This is a genomic window from Gardnerella sp. DNF01159 (assembly GCF_049244215.1).
Lineage (GTDB): Bacteria > Actinomycetota > Actinomycetes > Actinomycetales > Bifidobacteriaceae > Bifidobacterium > Bifidobacterium swidsinskii.
The window spans coordinates 778,668-799,514 of sequence record NZ_CP058387.1 but is presented as its reverse complement, the minus strand read 5'-3'; the positions used below and the strand labels follow the sequence as shown (position 1 = coordinate 799,514).

Annotated in this window: 20 protein-coding genes and 2 pseudogenes; 21 read left to right on the top strand and 1 reads right to left on the bottom strand. The window is 38.8% G+C overall.

Annotated features, from left to right (window positions below; genetic code table 11):
* The first annotated feature begins 111 nt into the window (after nt 1–111).
* The 19 genes and pseudogenes from HXT39_RS03065 to HXT39_RS02975 all read left to right on the top strand — a co-directional run.
* Nucleotides 112–2,679 (top strand): hypothetical protein, encoded by a 2,568-nt coding sequence (locus HXT39_RS03065; protein WP_421793305.1) that lies wholly within the window; start codon nt 112–114, stop codon nt 2,677–2,679.
* A gap of 11 nt (nt 2,680–2,690) precedes the next feature.
* A complete protein-coding gene (locus HXT39_RS03060; RefSeq protein WP_421793304.1) occupies nt 2,691–3,344 on the top strand; it encodes a hypothetical protein in 654 nt (217 codons plus the stop codon).
* Nucleotides 3,345–4,469 carry a phage tail spike protein gene (locus HXT39_RS03055; protein ID WP_421793302.1) on the top strand — a complete coding sequence of 375 codons (1,125 nt, stop codon included), beginning with the start codon at nt 3,345–3,347 and terminating at the stop codon, nt 4,467–4,469. It abuts the gene before it with no gap.
* Between the two features lie 58 nt (nt 4,470–4,527).
* Nucleotides 4,528–4,755, top strand: a complete 228-nt coding sequence (locus tag HXT39_RS03050) for a hypothetical protein (RefSeq protein ID WP_421793301.1) — start codon at nt 4,528–4,530, stop codon at nt 4,753–4,755.
* A 246-nt stretch (nt 4,756–5,001) separates the two neighbouring features.
* Nucleotides 5,002–5,907: a hypothetical protein gene (locus tag HXT39_RS03045; protein WP_421793300.1), complete on the top strand. Its 906-nt coding sequence runs from the start codon at nt 5,002–5,004 to the stop codon at nt 5,905–5,907.
* 19 nt (nt 5,908–5,926) lie between these two features.
* On the top strand, nt 5,927–6,169 hold the full coding sequence (locus HXT39_RS03040) for a hypothetical protein (RefSeq protein ID WP_421793299.1): 243 nt from the start codon (nt 5,927–5,929) through the stop codon (nt 6,167–6,169).
* Between the two features lie 10 nt (nt 6,170–6,179).
* Nucleotides 6,180–6,461 (top strand): hypothetical protein, encoded by a 282-nt coding sequence (locus HXT39_RS03035; protein ID WP_233186371.1) that lies wholly within the window; start codon nt 6,180–6,182, stop codon nt 6,459–6,461.
* Complete coding sequence (locus tag HXT39_RS03030; RefSeq protein ID WP_103014095.1) at nt 6,442–6,795, top strand: toxin; 354 nt, start codon at nt 6,442–6,444, stop codon at nt 6,793–6,795. Before HXT39_RS03035 ends, HXT39_RS03030 begins: the two co-directional genes overlap by 20 nt.
* A 154-nt stretch (nt 6,796–6,949) precedes the next feature.
* A pseudogene (locus HXT39_RS03025) lies at nt 6,950–7,371 on the top strand (phage holin family protein).
* A 75-nt stretch (nt 7,372–7,446) separates the two neighbouring features.
* Entirely contained in the window at nt 7,447–8,286 is an 840-nt protein-coding gene (locus HXT39_RS03020) for a GH25 family lysozyme (protein ID WP_421793297.1), read from the top strand.
* A gap of 147 nt (nt 8,287–8,433) precedes the next feature.
* A complete protein-coding gene (locus HXT39_RS03015) occupies nt 8,434–8,841 on the top strand; it encodes an RNA polymerase subunit sigma-70 (protein ID WP_103014093.1) in 408 nt (135 codons plus the stop codon).
* On the top strand, nt 8,828–9,040 hold the full coding sequence (locus HXT39_RS03010; protein ID WP_103014092.1) for an SHOCT domain-containing protein: 213 nt from the start codon (nt 8,828–8,830) through the stop codon (nt 9,038–9,040). Before HXT39_RS03015 ends, HXT39_RS03010 begins: the two co-directional genes overlap by 14 nt.
* A gap of 61 nt (nt 9,041–9,101) precedes the next feature.
* Nucleotides 9,102–10,697 carry a recombinase family protein gene (locus HXT39_RS03005; RefSeq protein ID WP_103014091.1) on the top strand — a complete coding sequence of 532 codons (1,596 nt, stop codon included), beginning with the start codon at nt 9,102–9,104 and terminating at the stop codon, nt 10,695–10,697.
* Nucleotides 10,667–11,077 carry a hypothetical protein gene (locus HXT39_RS03000; RefSeq protein WP_004111243.1) on the top strand — a complete coding sequence of 137 codons (411 nt, stop codon included), beginning with the start codon at nt 10,667–10,669 and terminating at the stop codon, nt 11,075–11,077. Before HXT39_RS03005 ends, HXT39_RS03000 begins: the two co-directional genes overlap by 31 nt.
* Nucleotide 11,078: 1 nt before the next feature.
* Nucleotides 11,079–12,656: a recombinase family protein gene (locus HXT39_RS02995; protein WP_103014090.1), complete on the top strand. Its 1,578-nt coding sequence runs from the start codon at nt 11,079–11,081 to the stop codon at nt 12,654–12,656.
* Between the two features lie 529 nt (nt 12,657–13,185).
* Nucleotides 13,186–13,794, top strand: a complete 609-nt coding sequence (locus HXT39_RS02990; RefSeq protein WP_004128639.1) for a recombinase family protein — start codon at nt 13,186–13,188, stop codon at nt 13,792–13,794.
* A 142-nt stretch (nt 13,795–13,936) separates the two neighbouring features.
* Nucleotides 13,937–15,859 carry an MSCRAMM family protein gene (locus HXT39_RS02985; RefSeq protein ID WP_421793296.1) on the top strand — a complete coding sequence of 641 codons (1,923 nt, stop codon included), beginning with the start codon at nt 13,937–13,939 and terminating at the stop codon, nt 15,857–15,859.
* A gap of 217 nt (nt 15,860–16,076) precedes the next feature.
* Nucleotides 16,077–17,717, top strand: a complete 1,641-nt coding sequence (locus tag HXT39_RS02980; RefSeq protein ID WP_102703087.1) for an InlB B-repeat-containing protein — start codon at nt 16,077–16,079, stop codon at nt 17,715–17,717.
* A 244-nt stretch (nt 17,718–17,961) separates the two neighbouring features.
* Nucleotides 17,962–18,165 (top strand): annotated as a pseudogene (locus HXT39_RS02975) (hypothetical protein); the annotation flags it as partial.
* Between the two features lie 301 nt (nt 18,166–18,466).
* Here HXT39_RS02975 and HXT39_RS02970 read toward each other — a convergent pair.
* Nucleotides 18,467–18,715 carry a prevent-host-death protein gene (locus HXT39_RS02970; protein WP_102703089.1) on the bottom strand — a complete coding sequence of 83 codons (249 nt, stop codon included), beginning with the start codon at nt 18,713–18,715 and terminating at the stop codon, nt 18,467–18,469.
* A gap of 268 nt (nt 18,716–18,983) precedes the next feature.
* Between HXT39_RS02970 and HXT39_RS02965 the strand changes: the two genes are divergently transcribed.
* Nucleotides 18,984–19,709, top strand: a complete 726-nt coding sequence (locus tag HXT39_RS02965) for a MerR family transcriptional regulator (RefSeq protein ID WP_102703090.1) — start codon at nt 18,984–18,986, stop codon at nt 19,707–19,709.
* A gap of 668 nt (nt 19,710–20,377) precedes the next feature.
* Nucleotides 20,378–20,812 carry a hypothetical protein gene (locus HXT39_RS02960; protein WP_102703091.1) on the top strand — a complete coding sequence of 145 codons (435 nt, stop codon included), beginning with the start codon at nt 20,378–20,380 and terminating at the stop codon, nt 20,810–20,812.
* Nucleotides 20,813–20,847: the final 35 nt, after the last annotated feature.

Genomic DNA, 20,847 nt, shown 5'->3' with positions numbered 1-20,847 from the left:
CAAGCCAAGCAGAATTCGACAGGTTCTAGACGAAAACCAAACGTTCTTATACCTGACGTTAAAATATCTATTTTTTCACGCGTAAATTAAGAGAAAAAGGGAGGTGAAGTTATGGCAAACAGGATTAAAGGTATTACTGTTGAAATTGGTGGGGATACTACAGGCTTAGATAAGTCTTTACAACAGGTGAATTCGACTATTCACTCAACCGAACAGTCGCTTCGTGATGTTAATAGGCTTTTGAAACTTGATCCGACAAGCACGCAGCTTTTAAGCCAAAAGCAGGCTTTTTTGCAGAAAGAAATCCAAGAAACGTCTAATAAGCTTAACGTTTTGAAACAGGCGGATAAGCAGGCTAAAGTACAGTTGGAAAACGGGGAGCTTGGCAGAGACAAGTATGATGCGTTGCAGCGTGAGATTGTTGAGACAGAAAATAATCTTGATAGTTTAAAAGAAAAATTAAAACAGGTAGGTAGTGTTAGTTTAACCAAGCTTAGTAGCCAGTTTGATAGTACGAGTAAAAAGATAAAGAAACTAGGAGATGGTATGTCATCTCTTGGTCAAAGTTTAAGCACGAAAGTTACGCTGCCGATTGCTGCTATTGGTACTGCTGGTTTTACTGCTGCAGCAGACTTACAGGATGCTATGGGTGCGACAGAGCAGATTTACGGTAAGTCTGCTAACAGAATGCTTAAATGGTCAGGAAGTTTGAAATCCTATTATGGTATTGCTCAAGGTCAAGCTTTAGAGTATGCGAATACTATGGGCGCGATGTTGAAAAATATTGGTGGGAAAAGTGATGCTGAAGCAGCTGAGATGAGTCAGAAGCTGGTTGCTCTTGCAGGCGACTTGTCTGCTATGTTTGGTGGCACAACCGAGTCTGCTGTTCTTGCTTTAACAGGCGCGCTTAAAGGTAATAATGCGATGCTTGACAATTATGGTATGGGTGTTAACGAGGCGACTATTAAAGCTAAAGCTCTTGCCATGGGTTTGCATGATGGTAGAGGCGCGATGAGCTTGCAAGCGAAACAGGCTGCTACTTTGGCTCTTATTATGGAGCAGACTGCTGACGCTCAAGGGCAGGCTGGGCGTGAAGCCGCGGGCGCTTCGGGTTCTATGAAGATTCTAAAAACAGAGTTGCAGAATATTGCTGCGACTATTGGTAATGTTTTACTTCCCGTCATAACACCATTAATGCAGAAAATTTCAGCATGGCTTTCTAAATTTAAACAGCTTTCTCCAGAAAGCCAAAAACTTATAGTGACACTTGGGCTGATTGCTGCGGCAGTCGGCCCTTTTTTAGTGGTTCTTGGAACGTGTATTTCTAAAATAGGTGTTGCTATACAAGGGTTTTCTAAACTAGCTTTGTTTATAGGTAAAATGTTCGCAAGTTTTACTTCCGGCTCTAGTATTCTTGAAGGGTTAGGCGCTGTTTTAGGTGGAGTATCCGCGCCAATACTCGCGGTTGTTGCGGTTATTGGTGTTCTGGTAGCAGCTTTTGTAACCTTATGGAACACTAACGAAGAGTTTAGAAACAGTGTTATTGCTGTTTGGGAGAAAATTAAGGAAACTTTCACCGGTTTTGTTAATGGTGTTAAAGAAAAACTGTCAAGCCTTGGTATTGATTTCACGAGTATTGTTGAAGGGCTTAAAACAGTGTGGAATGGTTTGTGTGCTATTCTAGCTCCACTGTTTGAAGGCGCTTTAAATTTAAGTTTTACTAGTTTCAAAACCGTTCTTGATTTAATCACAGGCGTTTTAGACGTTTTTATAGGCTTGTTTACCGGTAACTGGTCTCAGCTTTGCAATGGTGTAAAAGAAATTTTTACCGCTGTTTGGAACGCGGTTAAAAACACGTTCATAACAGTATTTAACACGTTAAAAAACGTTTTTAACGTGTTCTTGTCTTTCTTTGGCACTAGTTGGAACAAACTGTGGTCGAGTGTGAAAAACTTTTTCATGAACGTTTGGAATAGTATCGTATCGTTTTTCACTAACGTTTTAAACGGTATTAAAAACACGGCAACAAGTGTTTGGAATGGTATTAAAACTGCGATCATGAGCGTGGTAAACGGTATTAAAACAAGCATTTCAACAGTGTTTAATTCAGTAGCAAACATGGTTAAGTCTGTGTTTAACGGTATTAAAAACACGGTTGTGTCAATTTGGAATGGTATTAAAAACGCTATCATCACTCCAATTGAAGCGGCGAAAAACAAGGTTAAAGCAGTAATCGACGCTATAACAGGGTTTTTCTCTGGCATAAAACTTAGTCTTCCTCATATTAAACTGCCTCATTTTAGTATTAAAGGACAATTCTCTCTTACGCCACCGTCTGTACCGTATCTTGCTATCGACTGGTATAAGAAAGCAATGAACAAGCCAATGCTGTTAAACGGGGCGACTATTTTCGGTGAGAAAAACGGGCGTATGCTTGGCGGCGGTGAAAAAGGCCCGGAAGTGATTATGGGGTTGAATAGTTTAGAAAACATGACCACTGGAGCGAACACGCAAATGCTTAATGTTATGAACCAGATTCTAACGATTATGGACGCGTATTTCCCACAGTTTTCCAACCAGAGTATTGTGCTCGACACTGGCGAACTAGTGGGTGGTATCGCGCACAGGATGGACAGTGAGCTTTTCAAGCTTCAAACAAGAAAAACAAGGGGGTGGTAAAAGTGTATGGGATGCTAATAAACGGGTTGCATAGTTTTAACGATCTAGGGCTTGTTGCTACAAGCCGTCCACGCGTTCAACTTCCAGAACCTAAATTAGAGTATTTGCAAATACCAGGCAGGCAGGAAAGTATTGATATTAGTGAAAGTCTTGCCGGTGAAGTGTTATACGAGATGCGTGAAGGCTGTTTCGAATTCATTGTCGCAAACAAAAACAAGTGGAGTGAAACATGCCATAGGGTTAAAACGTTAATCCACGGCAAGAGTGTGAAACTGTCTCTTGATGATGAACCATTGTTCTACTATCAGGGTCGAATGTGGGTTAGTGGTTTTAAATCGGATAAAAACTATTCAACTCTCACACTCAACTATAAGCTGCAACCATATAAGTATAGTGTAGATGATTCGGATGGTGTTCACACAATATGGGGTGTGCAAGTAGATGATAAGCGGGAAATAACACTCGTTCACGATTTTGACATGACACTGATTCCAGAATTTAACAACCTGTCATCTAACAGTATGCTACTGGATTCTAATGGTAAAAAGTATGAGATTAAAACAGGTGTTAACCGTTTCCCACAGCTTCGTTCAAAAATAAGCATGCGCTTAACATTCGTTGGAAACGGGATGGTAAATATTTCCTATAAAAGGGGGTGGTTGTGAGTGTACAGGATCATGCTTGACGGTAATACGATTTACTATCCGAATGATGACAAAGCGGTACTTGATGATATCACGTTAAACTTGGAGCTTAACACTGCGGGAACGTTAACGTTTACTTGCCCTAGTCAAAACCCTTGCTATGAGCTTATTAAAAACCGGAAATCAATAGTAAGCGTGTGGCGTGACGATGAGGAGATTTTCTTCGGCGAGGTTAGAGAACAAGTAAAAAACTTGTATGGTAGTAAGAAAGTAACTTGCGTAGGGTTGTTAACTTACTTAGCTGATAGTATTCAACCTCAGAAAGAATACCATGATCAGAGTTCATACCAGCTTTTAGAAAAACTTTTACAAGCTCATAACAGTCAAGTAGATGATTATAAGAAAATAAGAATTGGTTTCGTCACAGTATCTGACTCGAATGATTCACTCTACAGGTTTACTAATTTTGAAACCACGCTTGAAGCGATCATGGGAAAAATGGTTGAAAAACTTGGCGGATATGTGCGTCTTAGAAAAGAAGACGGGAAACTTTACTTAGACTACCTACGTTTAGAAGAAATAGGTAAAGCTACAAGCCAGCATATTAGTTTCGGCTTGAACCTGCTTGAATATGCGGAAAACCTTTCAGCAGAGGATGTTACTACAGCGGTTATTCCTCTCGGAAAAGAGTTGGAAAACGAGAATAGTGAAAACGAGGTTCTTAAAAAGCATGTTGATATTACTTCAATAAACAATGGGAAAAACTATATAGTATCTCGCGAAGCGCAAAAAACATTCGGCTGGGTTTGTAAAGTTATTAATTTCAATAATGTGACAGTCCCAACTAATCTTATGCGCAAAGCTACTAAATGGTTACAGGATAACCAGTTTGAGCATGTAGAAATAAGCCTTAGCGCGGTTGACTTATCCGAGTTAGGTTTATATTATGCGACGATTAAGTGTGGGGATAGGGTTCGTTGTCTCGCTCCACAATTTGGCATGGACCGCGTGTTTCCTGTAGTAAAACAGACTATACCGATTCAAAAACCAGGCGAAGTGAGAATCGTGCTTGCGAGCAGGATTTCTAAAGGGTATGTGCAAAACGTGTCGCATGCTGTTCAAACGTTAAAAGAAGAAAGCGGTTGAAACTAGAAAAATAGACAACGAGCGTGTTAAAGCTGCGATCGATAATATTAAAGCGCAAATGGGTAATTCTCAAAGCGGCTATAAGATAAGCGAATACGATAGTAAAGGCATGTGGGTTCGTGACCTTTACATGGATACGCCTGATAAGAACACTGCTACGAAAGTTTTACAGGTTAACATGAATGGTATTGCTGGAAGCCATAACGGTTTTTCAGGCCCTTACAATACTGCGATGACTCTTGACGGCATGGTGTATGGTGACAGGATTATCGGGACATTCGATTGACGCGGAAAAACTTTCAGTCTCTTACACTTCGCAGGTAGAAAAGCAGATTCAGTAAAGCAAAAAACGAGGCTATAAAAGACACTGGTAGGCGGCTTGAAAACTATTACACGATAAGTGAAATCAACACGAAACTGAAATGTTACAGACGGTAAGATTGAGGCTGGTGTTGAAAGCGTTAACCATAGTCTTAAACAGAAAAACGGTAACTATTACGGCTCGTATACTCCAAGCCAGTTTAACGCTCCTATGAGCTTGTGGCTGACTGATAGTGAAAAAATGCAGCATGTTGGTGATTTTTTCTACGACACGTCAACCGGCTACGCTTACAGGCTTATTGTTAAGCAGGAAAGTTTAGCCGTAAAATTTAATGAGAAGTCGCATACGGAATCAGCTTTTGACGATTTTGTAGACATTTTTTACAAGTATGAGGATAAAATTTACGCTATACCTGGTTTAACTGGTGAAAAAATTTCTGGCGCAACAGTGTTTGTTCCATCAAACGAGTTTTGGCTACATTTTAGAACTAACTGGTCTCCGTTTGACAATTATGGTTTTAAGATTGATAGCATTAAAAAAGAGTATTCAGGAGAAATTTCAGGATACGTGTCTAAACTGCCTGAAGATATTAACATTATTGAGGTTGAAGGTGAAAATTATCCTGAGTCTGAACACCCGTATAAAGGTGGAACAAGCAAACTATGGCATTACGTTTCAGCTGACAGTATAAGTAGTTTTAGAACGTTCGATTGGATCAGAGTTAAAGATAAAGACATTGAGGCTGCTAAATCCACGGCTGATAAGGCTATTTCTAAACTAACCATAGTAGAAGATTCCATATCTTCAATGGTTAAAAAAGGTGATTTTGGTAGTTTCATGCAGCAAAACTATAACAGTTTCCTTCTCGGGTTTAACCATTCGAGTAAATACGTGCAAATAACACCCGGGCAGATAGAGCTTTACGATGGTGAAGTTGATGAGGATCATAAAAGAGCTGTTTTTGATAAAAACTGGAACAACTTCTACCGTAACGGCGTGTATATTGGCTATGTTGGAACCGGCGAGTGGGAAGAAGATAATTCTCACAAGGGTCTAGTTTTTCATCTTACTAGCGACGGAAAGTATATGGCTTTCGCGCAGCGTAAATCAGGCTGATGAAGAAACATACGCTACTATGCTGTGTTTTTCACGTTCGCAAAGCATTTATAAAGAGTATGGTATTCACGCTGGATGCAACTTTTACATGCACGGTAACAAGATTATAGATCCTGTTTGGCAAGACGGTGCAGGAGTAGACGCGGATATTAACTATGTGCAGATTATTGAGATGAACCAGGATGGGAAAGCTTCAAAATGGGGTTCTAACGCTCACATGGTGTTTAAAAACGGGATACTCATGAAAGTTAAATACTATTAAAAACGCGGAAGTGAAGCGCGGAAGTGAACGTGGTGGAAGCGTTGATGGAAGCGTGGAAGTGAACGTTGGCGGAGAATTTGTTATAGGGAGAATAAAGGGAGAATTTGTTATGGAGAAACTCATTATTCACACAAACAAAATAGTGGCTAATAAGGGTACGCGCTTAAAAGACGTGACAGAAAGTATTACAACGCCTGTAGTTGATAATACGAAAATTTTATGCGAAATCAGCCACAAGCTGGATATTATTCTAAAAAGATTGGAGGAGAGTAGTGGTAAAACCGACAATTAGCTACGCGGTAGCTGTGCAAAAATATAAGGCTGAGTTAAACGAAAAAATAGTCGAGTTGAATAAGCAAATACCAATACCTACTTACATGATAGAAGGCATTGTTGCAAGCGTATTATCTGATATGCGTTCGGCGGTGATTGCGGAAAACTCGATGGAATATGAAGTGTATGTGAAACAGTTAGAAGACTATTTTAATTCTAGAGAACGCGAACTTAACGACGAGATTTTGAAAATAAAAGCCGAAAAAGATGAAAAAGATGAAAAAGATGAAGCGGCTGGGAAAGGTGTAAAAGGTGGAATGGTTGAGGAAGGTGTAAAAGATGGTAAGGAGTAGTCATGTGTTGAAAAATAATATCAGTTGAAATGCTGAAATGCTTGAAATGTTAGGGCAGGTGTGGTTTAAACCATGCCTGTCCTTTTTTATTACTTTCTACTTTTTGTTTTTATAAGAGTACTGGCAAATGTTAGGAAAACTTGTAAGGAGAATTATGAGAGGATTTTGGAATAGTGCTCAACTGGCTTTCACACTAGGTAGGCGGCTGGCTGGGATACTTTTTAGGCGGATGCGACGGGCTTATCCTCGCACTCGTTTTATTTGTGGTACTGATTATATTACAGGCGTGATGTGTGCATGTCACGGATAAGAAACTGTCTAGCAGCATTGGTTTTAAGGGCATTTTTAGAAAGGTGCTCATTTTTATGCTTGTTGGCTATAGCAAACATTATAGATTTTCATGTTTTGAAGCAAGGAAGCGTGATGAGAACCGCAGTAATTTTCTTCTACCTATCTAACGAAGGATTATCTTTAACCGAAAACGCGGCTCACCTGGGGCTTCCCGTGCCTGAGAAATTAAAAAACGTTTTAGAACAATTACACGACAAGAACAGGAAGGACAATACTCATGAGTAAAAAAGGAATAGACGTATCAGAATGGCAGGGTGACATTGATTTCAACGCGGTGAAAAGCATCCGGCAGTCGAGTTTGTGATCATTCGAGCAGGATACGGTATCGGATGCAAAGACAAGTGGTTTGAACAGAACTATCGTAAAGCAAAAACAGCTGGTCTTGACGTGGGAGCCTACTGGTATTCGTACGCAAACTCCGGTTCTGAAGCGGCTGAGGAAGCTCAAAGCTGTGTGAACACGCTTTCAGGTAAAAGTTTTGAGTACCCAGTTTACTTTGATTTAGAAGAAAAAAGCCAGCTTAACCGTGGGCGAGCTTTCTGCGATTCGCTGATTACCAGTTTTTGCAGCAAACTGGAAACTTACGGGTATTATGCAGGCTTTTACACCTCGCTTTCAGTGGCTAATAATCTTGTGTCATCTCATGTTAGAAACCGTTACGCTTTGTGGATTGCACAGTGGAACACGCACTGCAGTTATCAGGGTTCGTATGGTCTTTGGCAATACTCGTCAAACGGCAGCGTTCCTGGAGTAGCCGGCAGAGTTGACATGGATTATGCTTACGTGGATTATCCGAGCATTATTAAAAACGTTGGATTAAACGGGTGTAAAAACGGCGGCTCTGACCAAGCTGCGCGCACCTCGAGTATTGATGAGGTGGCGCGAGAAGTTATTAACGGCGCTTGGGGTAACGGAAATGAGCGTAAACAGCGTTTAACTTCTGCCGGATACGATTATGCGAGCGTGCAAAATAAGGTTAATAAGCTTCTTGGTGTTAAGACTCGTAGAAAGTCAGTTGATGAGCTTGCACGTGAAGTAATCCGAGGCACGTGGGGTAACGGAAATGAGCGTAAACAGCGTCTAACTCAAGCCGGATACGATTATGCTACGGTACAAAAACGAGTAAACGAACTCTTGTAAAACAGTTTGAAACATGTAAAGCCCGAGGCTTGTTCCTACATTGGAGCAATCCTCGGGCTTTTTTTTATTTTTAAGGTTAAATTATCAAGCCAAGAGGTTAAAAAACACTGTTTTTTCTTTGCCTGTGATGTAAGGAGGCACAGGCAAATGAATGTGGAAGAAAAAAGTAAGATTGGAAAACTAAGAAACATGGGGTTTGGCTATACGAAAATAGCTAAACAGTTAAATCTTTCAGTTGATACGGTTAAAAGCTACTGTAAGCGCAACAATCTTGGCGGCGTAAATGTTGGCAATAGCGTTCAATTATGTGATTTATGCGCTAAGCCTGTTAAACAGAATGCTGGTCGTAAAGTTAAACGTTTCTGCTCTGACGCGTGTAGAAACACGTGGTGGAGTAAGCATACACAGTTGGTAAAAAGACAGGCAAACTATGAGTGTGCTTGTCTTAACTGCAAAAATTCTTTTATCTCTTACGGTAATAAAACTCGAAAATACTGCTGCCACGCCTGCTATATAGAGCATCGTTTTGGAGGTGAGCATCATGCAGATAAGTAATGATGTTCACGGGCTAGAGGATGTTAAAGCTAGAGCTTGGACGAAAGAGAGTATGCAGGCGGATTTTCGTTTTGAAATAGCCGAAAAACTTACCGTTTCACTCTTTAAAAAAGGGCTTATCAGTGAGCAGGAAAAAGAAAAAATAAGCCGTCTTAACAGGGAAAAATTTCACCCGTTTTACAAGGAATTATTGGGTTAAAAGCTTGATAAACACTGCTTTTAGAGTGATGAATAGTATTAGCTGAAAGTGAGGGGAAATAGTGAAAGAAATAATAAAAATAGACTCTACAATGCGAAAAACTGGTTTTGAGAAAAAGACGCGGGTTGCAGCGTATGCGAGAGTTTCTAGTGATAGTGATGAGCAGCTTCTCAGTCTAGAAGTGCAAAAGGAGCATTACGAAAACTATATTAAGTCTAATCCCTGCTGGGAGTATGCGGGGCTTTACTTTGACGAGGGTATTAGTGGCACGAAAATCGGTAAGCGTGAAAGTCTTAAACAACTGCTTAAAGACTGTCAGAGCGGTCAGATAGACAGGATTGTTACAAAGTCTATTAGTAGGCTTGCAAGAAACACGGTTGACTGTCTTGAAATAGTTAGAAAACTTACCGGTCTCGGTATTTATTTGTATTTTGAGAAAGAAAACATTGATACCGAGCATATGAGTTCAGAGCTTATGCTTTCCATCCTGAGTTCTATTGCGCAAAGCGAGTCAAGATCCATCTCGGAAAACAACACGTGGGCAATTCAAAAACGGTTCGAAAACGGAACCTTCGTCATTCCCTGCCCTGCGTATGGGTATAAAAACGAGAATAAGAAAATGATTATAGTTCCCGAGCAAGCCAAGGTAGTAAAAGAAATTTTCAACATGACTCTTTCCGGCATAGGTGGAGAAGCAATAGCACGAGTATTGACCGATAAAAAGATTCCAACTAAAAAGGGCGGAAGTTGGACTTCAAGTACCGTGAATGCTATTTTGAACAATAAAACATACACAGGGGATGTGATTTTTCAAAAGACATTTACAGACGATAGTTTTAACCGTCATAAAAACTGTGGCGAGAAAAAACAGTATGTTATTGAAAACCATCACGAGGCTATCATCAGTCATGAAACTTTTAATCTTGTAAAAGAGATTATCGCGTGGAGAAGAAGTGAAAATAACATAGTATGTGGTAGTGGTAAGTACAATAAGCTTTATGCGTTTTCAGGTAAAATTCGTTGTGGTGAGTGTGGAAGCAAGTGTAAAAGACGAATAATTTATCAACATAATAAGGCGTATGGCATATGGGTTTGTATAACGCATCTTGAAGATATTCATGCTTGTTCACAAAAGTCTGTTATGGAAAGTTATCTTAAAATTTCCTTCCTGCAAATGTTAAACAAGTTAAAAGCAGGATACGTTCAAATGTTGACTCCTCTCGTAGAAAGTTTGAGAGGTGTGAATAATAAAGACGGTTTGAACAAGGTTATCGAACTTGAAGAAAAAAAGCTTAAGCTGCAAGAACAAGAGCAAGTACTCAGTAAGCTTTTAGCCGGTGGCTACATTGAGATGGATTCCTACTATCTGGAAAGCAATCAGCTTAAAACGGAAATAGATACTTGTCTTAAGGAAAAACTTCAGCTTTCCAACAGTTTAAACGGTAACTTAACGCACTTAAACGAGGCACAAAAACTTCAACGGTTCGTAAGCGTCACAGAAGTATTTAGCGAGTTTAAGGATGAGGATTTTCTGGATTTTGTAGACGATGTCGTAGTTAAAAGCAGAACAAGATTTCTTTTTATTTTGAAATGCGGATTGGAATTAGAAGAAGAGGTGAAAGAAACATGGCACGCATCCCATATGGTTACAGAATAGTAGACGGTAAAGCGGTTATAGATGAAGTAAAAGCTCAAGAAGTAAGAGAGTTTTTTCGTTTCTATCTTGAATTTAAAAATATTTCTCAAGCTGCTAAAAAATCAGGTATAAAAAGGGATTGGCCAGTCACGGGCAAAATTCTTAGCAAGAAATTGTATTTAGGAACAGAGTTTTATCCTCAGATTATCGATGAGGATATGTTTAGACAAGTGCAACAAATAAGGCATGAGAATGCTATCAGGAATCATCGTTATAAAGAGCCTAAGCCAATAAAGGAAATTCGGCTTATTACAAGCTACCAGTTAGAAAAGGTAGAAAAGAAATACGATGATCCTTATCGGCAAGCAGCATACGCGTACAGTCAAATCAAGGAGGTGTAAAATGAATGCCAACGTTACAATTATTCCACCAAGAAAAATAGCGGGGAATACGGTAGATAAGCATGAAGATAAGCCGAAGTTAAGAGTAGTAGCGTATTGTCGTGTCAGTACTGACAGTGAAGAACAGGCAACAAGTTATGACACGCAAGTTCAGCATTATACGGATTATATTTCAAGAAATCCTCTCTGGGAGTTTGCCGGCATTTACGCTGATGACGGTATTTCAGGAACTAGCACGAAAAAACGTGTCGGTTTCAACGACATGATCCACGATTGCATGAGCGGTAAGGTAGACATGGTTATCACTAAGTCGATTAGCCGTTTTGCGAGAAACACTATCGACTGTTTAAAGTTTGTTAGACAGTTGAAAGACAAAAACATCCCGATCATTTTTGAAAAAGAAAACATCAACACCATGGAAGCAAGCGGAGAACTATTACTTACTATCATGGCTTCTTTAGCTCAACAGGAATCCGCGTCGCTTTCTCAGAATGTGAAGCTTGGACTTAAGTTCCGCTACCAGGAAGGCAAAGTGCAAATCAACCATAACTGGTTTTTAGGATACACAAAAGACGATGAAGGGAATCTTGTAATTCTTGAACAGGAAGCAAAAGTCGTAAGAAGAATCTATAGAGAATATTTAGAAGGAGCAAGCCTTAGAGACATAGCGGAGGGCCTTGAAAAAGACGGCATTAAAAACGGTGCCGGGCATTTAAAATGGAATTTATCTAATATTAAAGGCATCTTGCAAAACGAAAAATATATTGGTGATGCTCTTTTACAAAAAACCATCACGACAGATTTTATTAACCATGTTCGTATAAAAAATGATGGAACAGAACCACAGTATTATGTAAAAGATAGCCACACGCCTATTATTCCAAGAGATATTTTCTTTAAAGTTCAAGAAGAAATGGTAAGACGAGCCAACATGTTTAGCGGTGAGGAGAACAAAAAAAGAAGAGTTTATTCCAGTAAGTACGCTCTATCCAGCCTATGTGTTTGTTCTAAATGCGGGGATGTTTACAGAAGAATTGCTTGGAACAACCGAGGAGTGCATTCTGTTGTTTGGCGTTGTTGCACCAGAGTGGAAAATGGTCCTAGTGCTTGCGATGCTCCGACAGTACAAGAGAACGAACTGCAATCTGCCATAGTGAAAGCCATAAACAAGGTGTTTAGTATATCGGATGAAGTGTTGGATACGTTGAAGAATAATATTAGAGAAATTATCGCGGGCAACAACTTAAACGAGATTGAAACGGTTGATAAAAGAATTGCAGATAAACAGGCGATACTGCTAACCTTGCTTAAAGCTAAAAAAGACTACACGAAAACTGCTGATGATATTGATGAGCTTAAAGGTAAGAAACAGCAGCTTCTTATAGAAAAAGCAGGTCAAGAAGATGCTAAAAGACGAATCAGAGAAATGGAAGATTTTCTGAAAAGTGAGCGTCACGATATTAGTGAGTATGACGAGAAGCTAGTAAGAAAGTACATCAAGAAAATAAAAGTTTACGAGGACAGGTTCAGTATAACTTTTAAGTCAGAGATTAGTGTGGATATTGAAAGGGCATCGTAAAAGCCAAAAGAATGTGAGCGTTTGAAATGTTACAAAAGTCAGCCTAGGGGGAATCATCTCTAGGCTGTTTTTTTGTTTTTATGCTAAAATCAAGCTATTAAGCCAATCTTAAACCTTTTAACGATAGCTTTTCCTATCGTTAAAAAGTGCACCCACTATCAATAGTGTGCACTCAAAAAAGTGTAGCTATACTAGGAGTTCTCTCAATCCACGTCGAGAGTGTTGTATTGATGTCAAAGGCTGATTAGGTGGGTGCAAGTTTGCCCTTGTGTAACAGGGTTTAGCGAGGGCTATTGTTAAAAGGTTTAATGCGAAGCAGCTTTAAGCTGGGTTCTCGCGGTTTTTGAGTGCGAGTTTTCTGTATGAGGGAAGATATCAACGCTCTAGGGTCGAGTGCACAGGATGTTAACGTTAAAAAGTGCACCCACTTTGCACCCAGCTGATGAAGTGGGGTTTTATAATTCTTCATGCTGAATTATTCTTTTCTTTTTTGAAATAATGGTGTTCAAAAAAGGAGTAGATAATAAGTATGCGCTATGGGTATGCGAGGGTGTCTACAAAGGATCAGTGTGTAGACAGACAGTTTAAGGCCTTGGAAGACAATGGCATTAGAAAAGGCTGTATTTATGTTGACAAGGCATCAGGGAAGGATTTCAACCGTAGAAATTATTTGAGATTGTTTAGACGTTTGAGATCTGGTGATGAGTTGTTTGTGAAGTCGATTGACCGTTTAGGTAGAAACTATGATGAGATTATTGAGCAGTGGAACAAAATCACGAAAGAAAAAGAAGCAAATATTGTAGTGTTGGATTGTCCTTTGCTGGATACGAGAAAACATGTAAATGGTGTAACAGGTAAGTTTATTGCCGATCTTGTATTGCAGATTTTATCGTATGTTGCTCAAGTTGAGCGAGAAAATATTCATCAAAGACAGATGGAAGGGATTCGTGTTGCCAGACAAAGAGGTGTGGTGTTTGGTAGGGCAAAGATTGAGCTTCCTGATGATTTTTATGCTGTGGCGACTAGGTGGCAGCGTGGACAGGTAAATTTGCGTGAGGGTGCAGAAATGCTTTCTGTTTCGCATACTACCTTTTCTAAGTGGCTACATGCAAGAAAAATTGAAAAAATTTGTAAATAAATCTAGGAATTAATTTACAAATAAATATTGCAAATCAACCCTACCTTTTCCTTGATTTTACTACGCTTGCTGACAAAAAGCCACTGTGTAAATTAAACCCTACTTTAGTTGCCATCAACATGAAAATGCGGGGTGAATAAATATGACAGCAAGAATAATAAAAAAATGGATGATCCTATTACTGGCGGTGGTCATGCTTATAAGCATGGCTCCATTAAATGTGAGTGCAAGTGCAAGTGCAAGTGAAACTGATAAGACTTATCAGGCATATGATGCTAGTCAGCATAGAAAAGTTATAAGTGAAAATGGGACAACAGATTCAGAATGGTCCTTATGTATGGATCATCATAAACAATCTCCAGGAAAAACCGATAAAGCCACAGGGAAATATTCAAAAAACGAAAATGCTACGAATGATACGTATGCTAGTAACGGTGGAAAAGGAGATTTTCAGAAAATCAAAAGGATGCTATTTTATAAATTAAAACATCCGCAACTTAATTATACAGTCTTACAAAATGAATATTACTATCAGCAAGACAATAAAAAAATTTATGATACAGATTATAGTCAAATCCCAGAATTGAACAAGCAAAAACAAGACTTAAGAACTTTTGCTGAGGATTCTTCTCATGATGATGAGATTAATAGCACAATGGAAGTTTTTATTTATAAATCAAAAAACCCAGAGATGCAAAATTTAATTAGCGCGAAGCTGAAAGAAGTTCCAACACCAACAAAAGTTAAGTTTTCTAAGAAAGCATTAACAGAGAATGGAGAAGATCTTAAGGGCGCAACTATCCAATTGACAAAAGCAGATGGAAGCTTAGTCAAAAAATGGGTAACAGATGGAACGGTAACAGAGTTTGAATTAAAAGACGGTAAGTACACATTCACAGAAACATCTGCACCAGCTAAATATCAAGTAGCGACAGCAATAACATTTGAAGTAAAAAATGGAAAAGCAATAGTGAAAGGTATAGCTGTAACAGGAAATACGATAGTGATGGTAGACAAACTGAAAGAAGTTCCAACACCAACAAAAGTTAAGTTTTCTAAGAAAGCATTAACAGAGAATGGAGAAGATCTTAAGGGCGCAACTATCCAATTGACAAAAGCAGATGGAAGCTTAGTCAAAAAATGGGTAACAGATGGAACGGTAACAGAGTTTGAATTAAAAGACGGTAAGTACACATTCACAGAAACATCTGCACCAGCTAAATATCAAGTAGCGACAGCAATAACATTTGAAGTAAAAAATGGAAAAGCAATAGTGAAAGGTATAGCTGTAACAGGAAATACGATAGTGATGGTAGACAAACTGAAAGAAGTTCCAACACCAACAAAAGTTAAGTTTTCTAAGAAAGCATTAACAGAGAATGGAGAAGATCTTAAGGGCGCAACTATCCAATTGACAAAAGCAGATGGAAGCTTAGTCAAAAAATGGGTAACAGATGGAACGGTAACAGAGTTTGAATTAAAAGACGGTAAGTACACATTCACAGAAACATCTGCACCAGCTAAATATCAAGTAGCGACAGCAATAACATTTGAAGTAAAAAATGGAAAAGCAATAGTGAAAGGTATAGCTGTAACAGGAAATACGATAGTGATGGTAGACAAACTGAAAGAAGTTCCAACACCAACAAAAGTTAAGTTTTCTAAGAAAGCATTAACAGAGAATGGAGAAGATCTTAAGGGCGCAACTATCCAATTGACAAAAGCAGATGGAAGCTTAGTCAAAAAATGGGTAACAGATGGAACGGTAACAGAGTTTGAATTAAAAGACGGTAAGTACACATTCACAGAAACATCTGCACCAGCTAAATATCAAGTAGCGACAGCAATAACATTTGAAGTAAAAAATGGAAAAGCAATAGTGAAAGGTATAGCTGTAACAGGAAATACGATAGTGATGGTAGACAAACTGAAAGAAGTTCCAACACCACCATCAACATTACCTAAGACTGGTGAATCCAGCTCTCTTGGCGCATTTCTTTCTGCATTGGGACTATCTTTAGCTGGTCTTGGAGTACTTTACAAAAAAATGAAGGCTTGTGAATAACGTCTTAGCATAAAAGGTTGGCAAGCCATGAAAAGACTGACAAAATCCTTGACAGATAAACAGACAGACAGCATAACTCTGTCTATTTTCACGTAGAATTTTTTAATTTGCAGAATTATATACCTGATGGATAGGTATGTGTTTCTGCCTATTTTTATGCAGTTTTTTCAAAGTAATAAAAAGAACATTTTTAGATTAATAAGGAAATGTGAATAAGATGAAATTGTTAGCAAAAAAGACAATGGGGCTACTGCTGGCAACATTAGTAGCATTTGGCGTAGTAGCTGGAACTACGCAGGCATTTGCTGGTGGCGATGCGGTAGCATCTAAGCAAGCCGACAAATATACGGAAATAGACATGCAGGAACCGTATATAAAAGACGCAGAGCTGCATGTTTATTCTGTAAAAGACGATAACGGCTCGCCTGCAGCCGCGATAACTATCACTCACAAAAATTCGGGTGGAGTTGACCCTCAGCTTACAGGCGTAAGGGAGTACACTGCCGCTGCAAAAGAAGGTTGGGTTTTTAAGAATTGGACGTACGAGCAGTTTTTTAAAGACAAGGACTACGGAAACTACAAAGGTGTTTTCTATTCATTTTCGAAAGATCACAACAACAAGAGCATTCCTTATACATCGGGAAATGTGATTTCCGTAAACAGAACGGGGACTATAGGAGAATCAACATTAATTAAGCGAATTTATAAGGTCTATGCAAACCTTAATCCTACTATCACGGCAACTGCCGGTGAAGGCGGATCGATAACTCCTGCCGGAAAGACAGAAGTCACATACGGAGAAAATCAGAAATACAATTTTACAGCCAACAAAGGATACATAATAGCTTCGCTGAAGATAGACGGAGTAGAACAGACCGTCGAACATACAGCTTCGGGTTCATATGAATTCAAGGCTGTAAAATCGCCTCACACTATAGAAGTAAGCTTTGTAAGAGAATACACGATAACTTATACTGATGGCGTTGACAACGAAGCAATTTTTACCGATCAGGTTTACAAAGCTGCTTCGGGTTCCGATACTCCTGCTTTTGAGGGAACCGCTCCAAGCAGAACAGATTATGTTTTTACAGGCTGGACTCCTACCGTTGCGAATAAGGTAACTCGTGACGTAACATACGTCGCTCAGTGGAAGGACGACAAGAACAACAATGGCACTCCTGATGATCAGGAAGATCACTTCACAGTTACTTATACCGACGGTGTTGAGGGAGAAGAAATCTTCCAAGACCAGGTACATCAAAACATACTCGTCGACATGCCTACTCCTGCTTTTGAGGGAACCGCTCCAAGCAGAACAGATTATGTTTTTACAGGCTGGACTCCTACCGTTGCAGATAAGGTGACTGCTAACGTAACATACGTCGCTCAGTGGAAGCGGATTCAAAGAACAGTTACTTTCAAGGATGGCAATAAGACTCGTGCAAAAGTGAAAGTGGAAACTGGTAAGGCTATTAATACTGATGCGTTGACTAATGAGTCCATGCCGAAGAATCCAACGAAGGACGGTTATACCTTCAAGGAGTGGAATACGAAGGAAAATGGTAAGGGTAAGACGTTTACGGGAGAAAGCGTAGTTAATGGTGATATGACTGTGTATGCCATTTACGCGAAAGATTCTGCACCAACTCCAACACCGGCTCCAACACCAACTCCGACACCGGCTCCAACTCCAACACCGACGCCAGCTCCTAAGCCGCAGCCTGAAAAGCGTATTGGCATGATTCCTAAGACGGGTGAATCGGCGTCGTTTGCAGGCTTGCTTGCAGCACTTGGTTTCTCGATTGCCGGACTTGCAATTCTTCTTAAGAAGAAAATGACGGAAGAAAACAATAAGTAAGCACGCTTGTTTTAAGTAACTAGCATTGTTTATTAGAAGATGGCCCTAGCGATATGTTAGAGCCATCTTTTTGTATGCTATTTTTTAAGTGTTATTTGAGATATAAGCTTTCTTATTCTCAATAAAAAACAGTATGGTGCTCCAAGCTCTAAAGTTTCAGAGTTCAAAGTTAAAGTTTCAGAGTACAGAGCAATAGTTTCAGAGTTCAAGGTCAAGGTTTCATTGTATCCAACACGTAATGAAACTAGAAGTAACTCATGTTTGTACACTTGATACGTTAAATGGCATGAGTATTTTAGAAGGAACAATCACCAAGGATGCAAGCCTTGAAGTAGTTTGTGAGAATTGTGTCACCGAGGTTTCTGATAAGAAGAAGGTAAATTGTAAAAACGATGGGTTTGCGCATTACATGGTGCACTGTCTTAATGGGAAAGCTGTAGTGAAGTAATACTGTTGTGGTGTTTTATGTCCGCTACTTTGACCAATCGCACGAAATAGAGTTTGGCATGTTCTAAAAATGCTTCGGAATGTTGGAGTATTAGGCTTGGTGGTTTTTAATCCAAGTGTAAAGGTCATTTTCATTTGCTTTGCCTGATGCAACTTTGAGAATAATATCAATCAGTTCTTCATCTTTATAAGACAACATAATGTTGTTGAGTGCTAGAAAGATTAGCATGATATGTGTGCAGATACGCTTGTTTCAATCAGAGCTTGGTGAAGTTTAATCACTTGTTCTCGCTTTAAATACTTCATTTGGCAAGTTCCTCATAGACTTTTTTGTTCTTTTTTATGAACATGTTGGATAAAGCCATAACTTCATCGTCTGTTGGAACAGTAACTTTTTCAGTTTTGGCTTTCGGGAATTTTAAAATTACGTAGCGAGGAGCGTTGTTTTTCAAAATAACAGCTGATCCGTATGTGTCAACAAGTCGCGCAACTTTAGAAAAGTTTTGATTTGCTTCGGAAATAGAAACAAGTGTGTCTGTATTTACATTCATAACGATAGCCTCCATTTTTAGGAGGATTATAGCATATATTTTAGGATAAATAAATCCTAAGTATTTCAAATCTACGTCATAACTATTAACTCAGAAAAGATGTGGCAGGTGTCAATCGGAACTCATGGTTTGTCGATTGAAGCTGTATAAATACAACAGTCTTAGGTTGAGCATTAGACGACAACGCTAGTAAAAAATACTTGACTAAAATACTTGACTATGACGTTGCGTAATACTTTATTCTAGTGATAAGGAAGGAGGTGAGATAGTGAAAACAGTGAATGAAGTCAGCAAGATAGCAGGAATTAGTATTCGTACTCTTCAGTATTACGACAAAATCGGTTTGTTAAAACCGTCCGCTTATTCGGAGTCAGGATATAGGTTGTATGGTGATGAGGATCTAAAGGTACTACAATCCATTTTGCTGTTTAAAGCTTTGGAATTTCCGCTCAAAGAAATTAAAGAAATAATAACCAGTGAGCATTTCGACAAAGATTTAGCGCTGGAACAACAAATCAAATTATTAATCCTGAAAAAAGAGCATTTGGAAAATTTAATTCTTTTTGCAAAGGGATTAAAAGCATTAGGAGGTAACTATATGAACTTTACAGCATTTGACACAAGCAAAATTGATGAGTATGCCAAACAGGCAAAAGAGTATTGGGGAGATACACCGGAATTCAAGGAATTTGAAGCTAAAGAACAAAGGAGAAACAGCGAGGAAACAAAAATGCTCCATCAACAACTCATGCTGATTTTTGCAGAATTTGCCAAAGTAAAATCACAACCCAGCGATTCAGTTGAAGTTCAGGCTTTGGTAAAGAAACTGCAGGACTTTATTACAGCTAATTTCTATAAGTGCTCGAATGAGATTTTATACGGACTTGGGAAGACGTATGCTTCTGGTGGTGATTTTACGAAAAATATAGATGCGTTTGCAGGCGAAGGGACATCAGTATTTGTCAACAAGGCAATCGAATATTATTGCAAGTAAGTTTTATAATCGAATTATTGATTAAAAACACCTAATTAACTAATGTAATGCTCCCAAAAGTTGGACCAAAAATCTAACTTTTGGGATCATTGCAAAAAGGTGCTTTAATTTTCTACCAGAATAAAAAATTGTTTTGTAGAAAATAGATTCTTAAACTTTTTAACGATAGCTTTTCCTATCGTTAAAAGGTGCACCCACTATCCATAGTGTGCACTCAAAAAAGTGTAGATATACTACCCGTTCTCTCAATCCATACAGAATCAGTGGCGCTCCTTTACAAATCGTGACTGTTTCAAGATATCGTTTTGATGACACCTACTTGCGTATAGTCTAGTTCCTGAGTTTAAGAAGTTGCTTGTTGAGTATTATGAGGGTGAAGATTTGCAGGTGATTGCTTCGTTTATGAGGGAATATTGTTGGAAGCATTAAACGCTCGCGATGATATTGGTTCTTCTGTTTCTTCGAATCTTGCTATTTATGAAAGAGTATAGTTTGCTAGTAAGTGAAGAGATTAGCGTCGATAGTATAGACAAATTAATAAAAAAAATAGAATATTTATTAAGATTATTACAGTAATCAGAGAGAATGGGAGATCTTGTTTACTTAATAATCTGTTTTATGATCATTTGATACAGAGTCGTGTTATAGAAAAGGAAGGTAATGGTGTTATGAGAAGTAAAATTATTTTTTGTAAAAACATTTTTCAAAGTTGTCTTGTTATGCTTCTGCTGCTAGGCTCTCTCTTTTCTCTTTCTGCATGTGCTGACGATAAGGAGAAGGCGGAGCTTGCGTCGTATCATTGGGAAACGGTGGCGGTGTCTCGGGAAGAGTTTCGTATACCAGAAAACTATATGAATAAGAATGAGTTGTATCTCTTTGCGTCACGAGATATTCTTGATTCTCATTATGATTTGTCTAAAGTCACTCTTGGCGGTGAGCGTATTAAGTTAGTTGACTCATCGTTTAATTTACCTGGTCCAGGGCTTAAAGCTTTATTTTTAGTTGGGAAATTTGATTTAAAAGACAAGTCAAGCTCTTGTGTTCTTAAAGTACCAGGTATTGATAAAACAGGTAATGTTGCTATAGGTTATAAGAAGAAATAGTAGTATTTTGCGCTAAATGCTTAGTGTGAATGTTG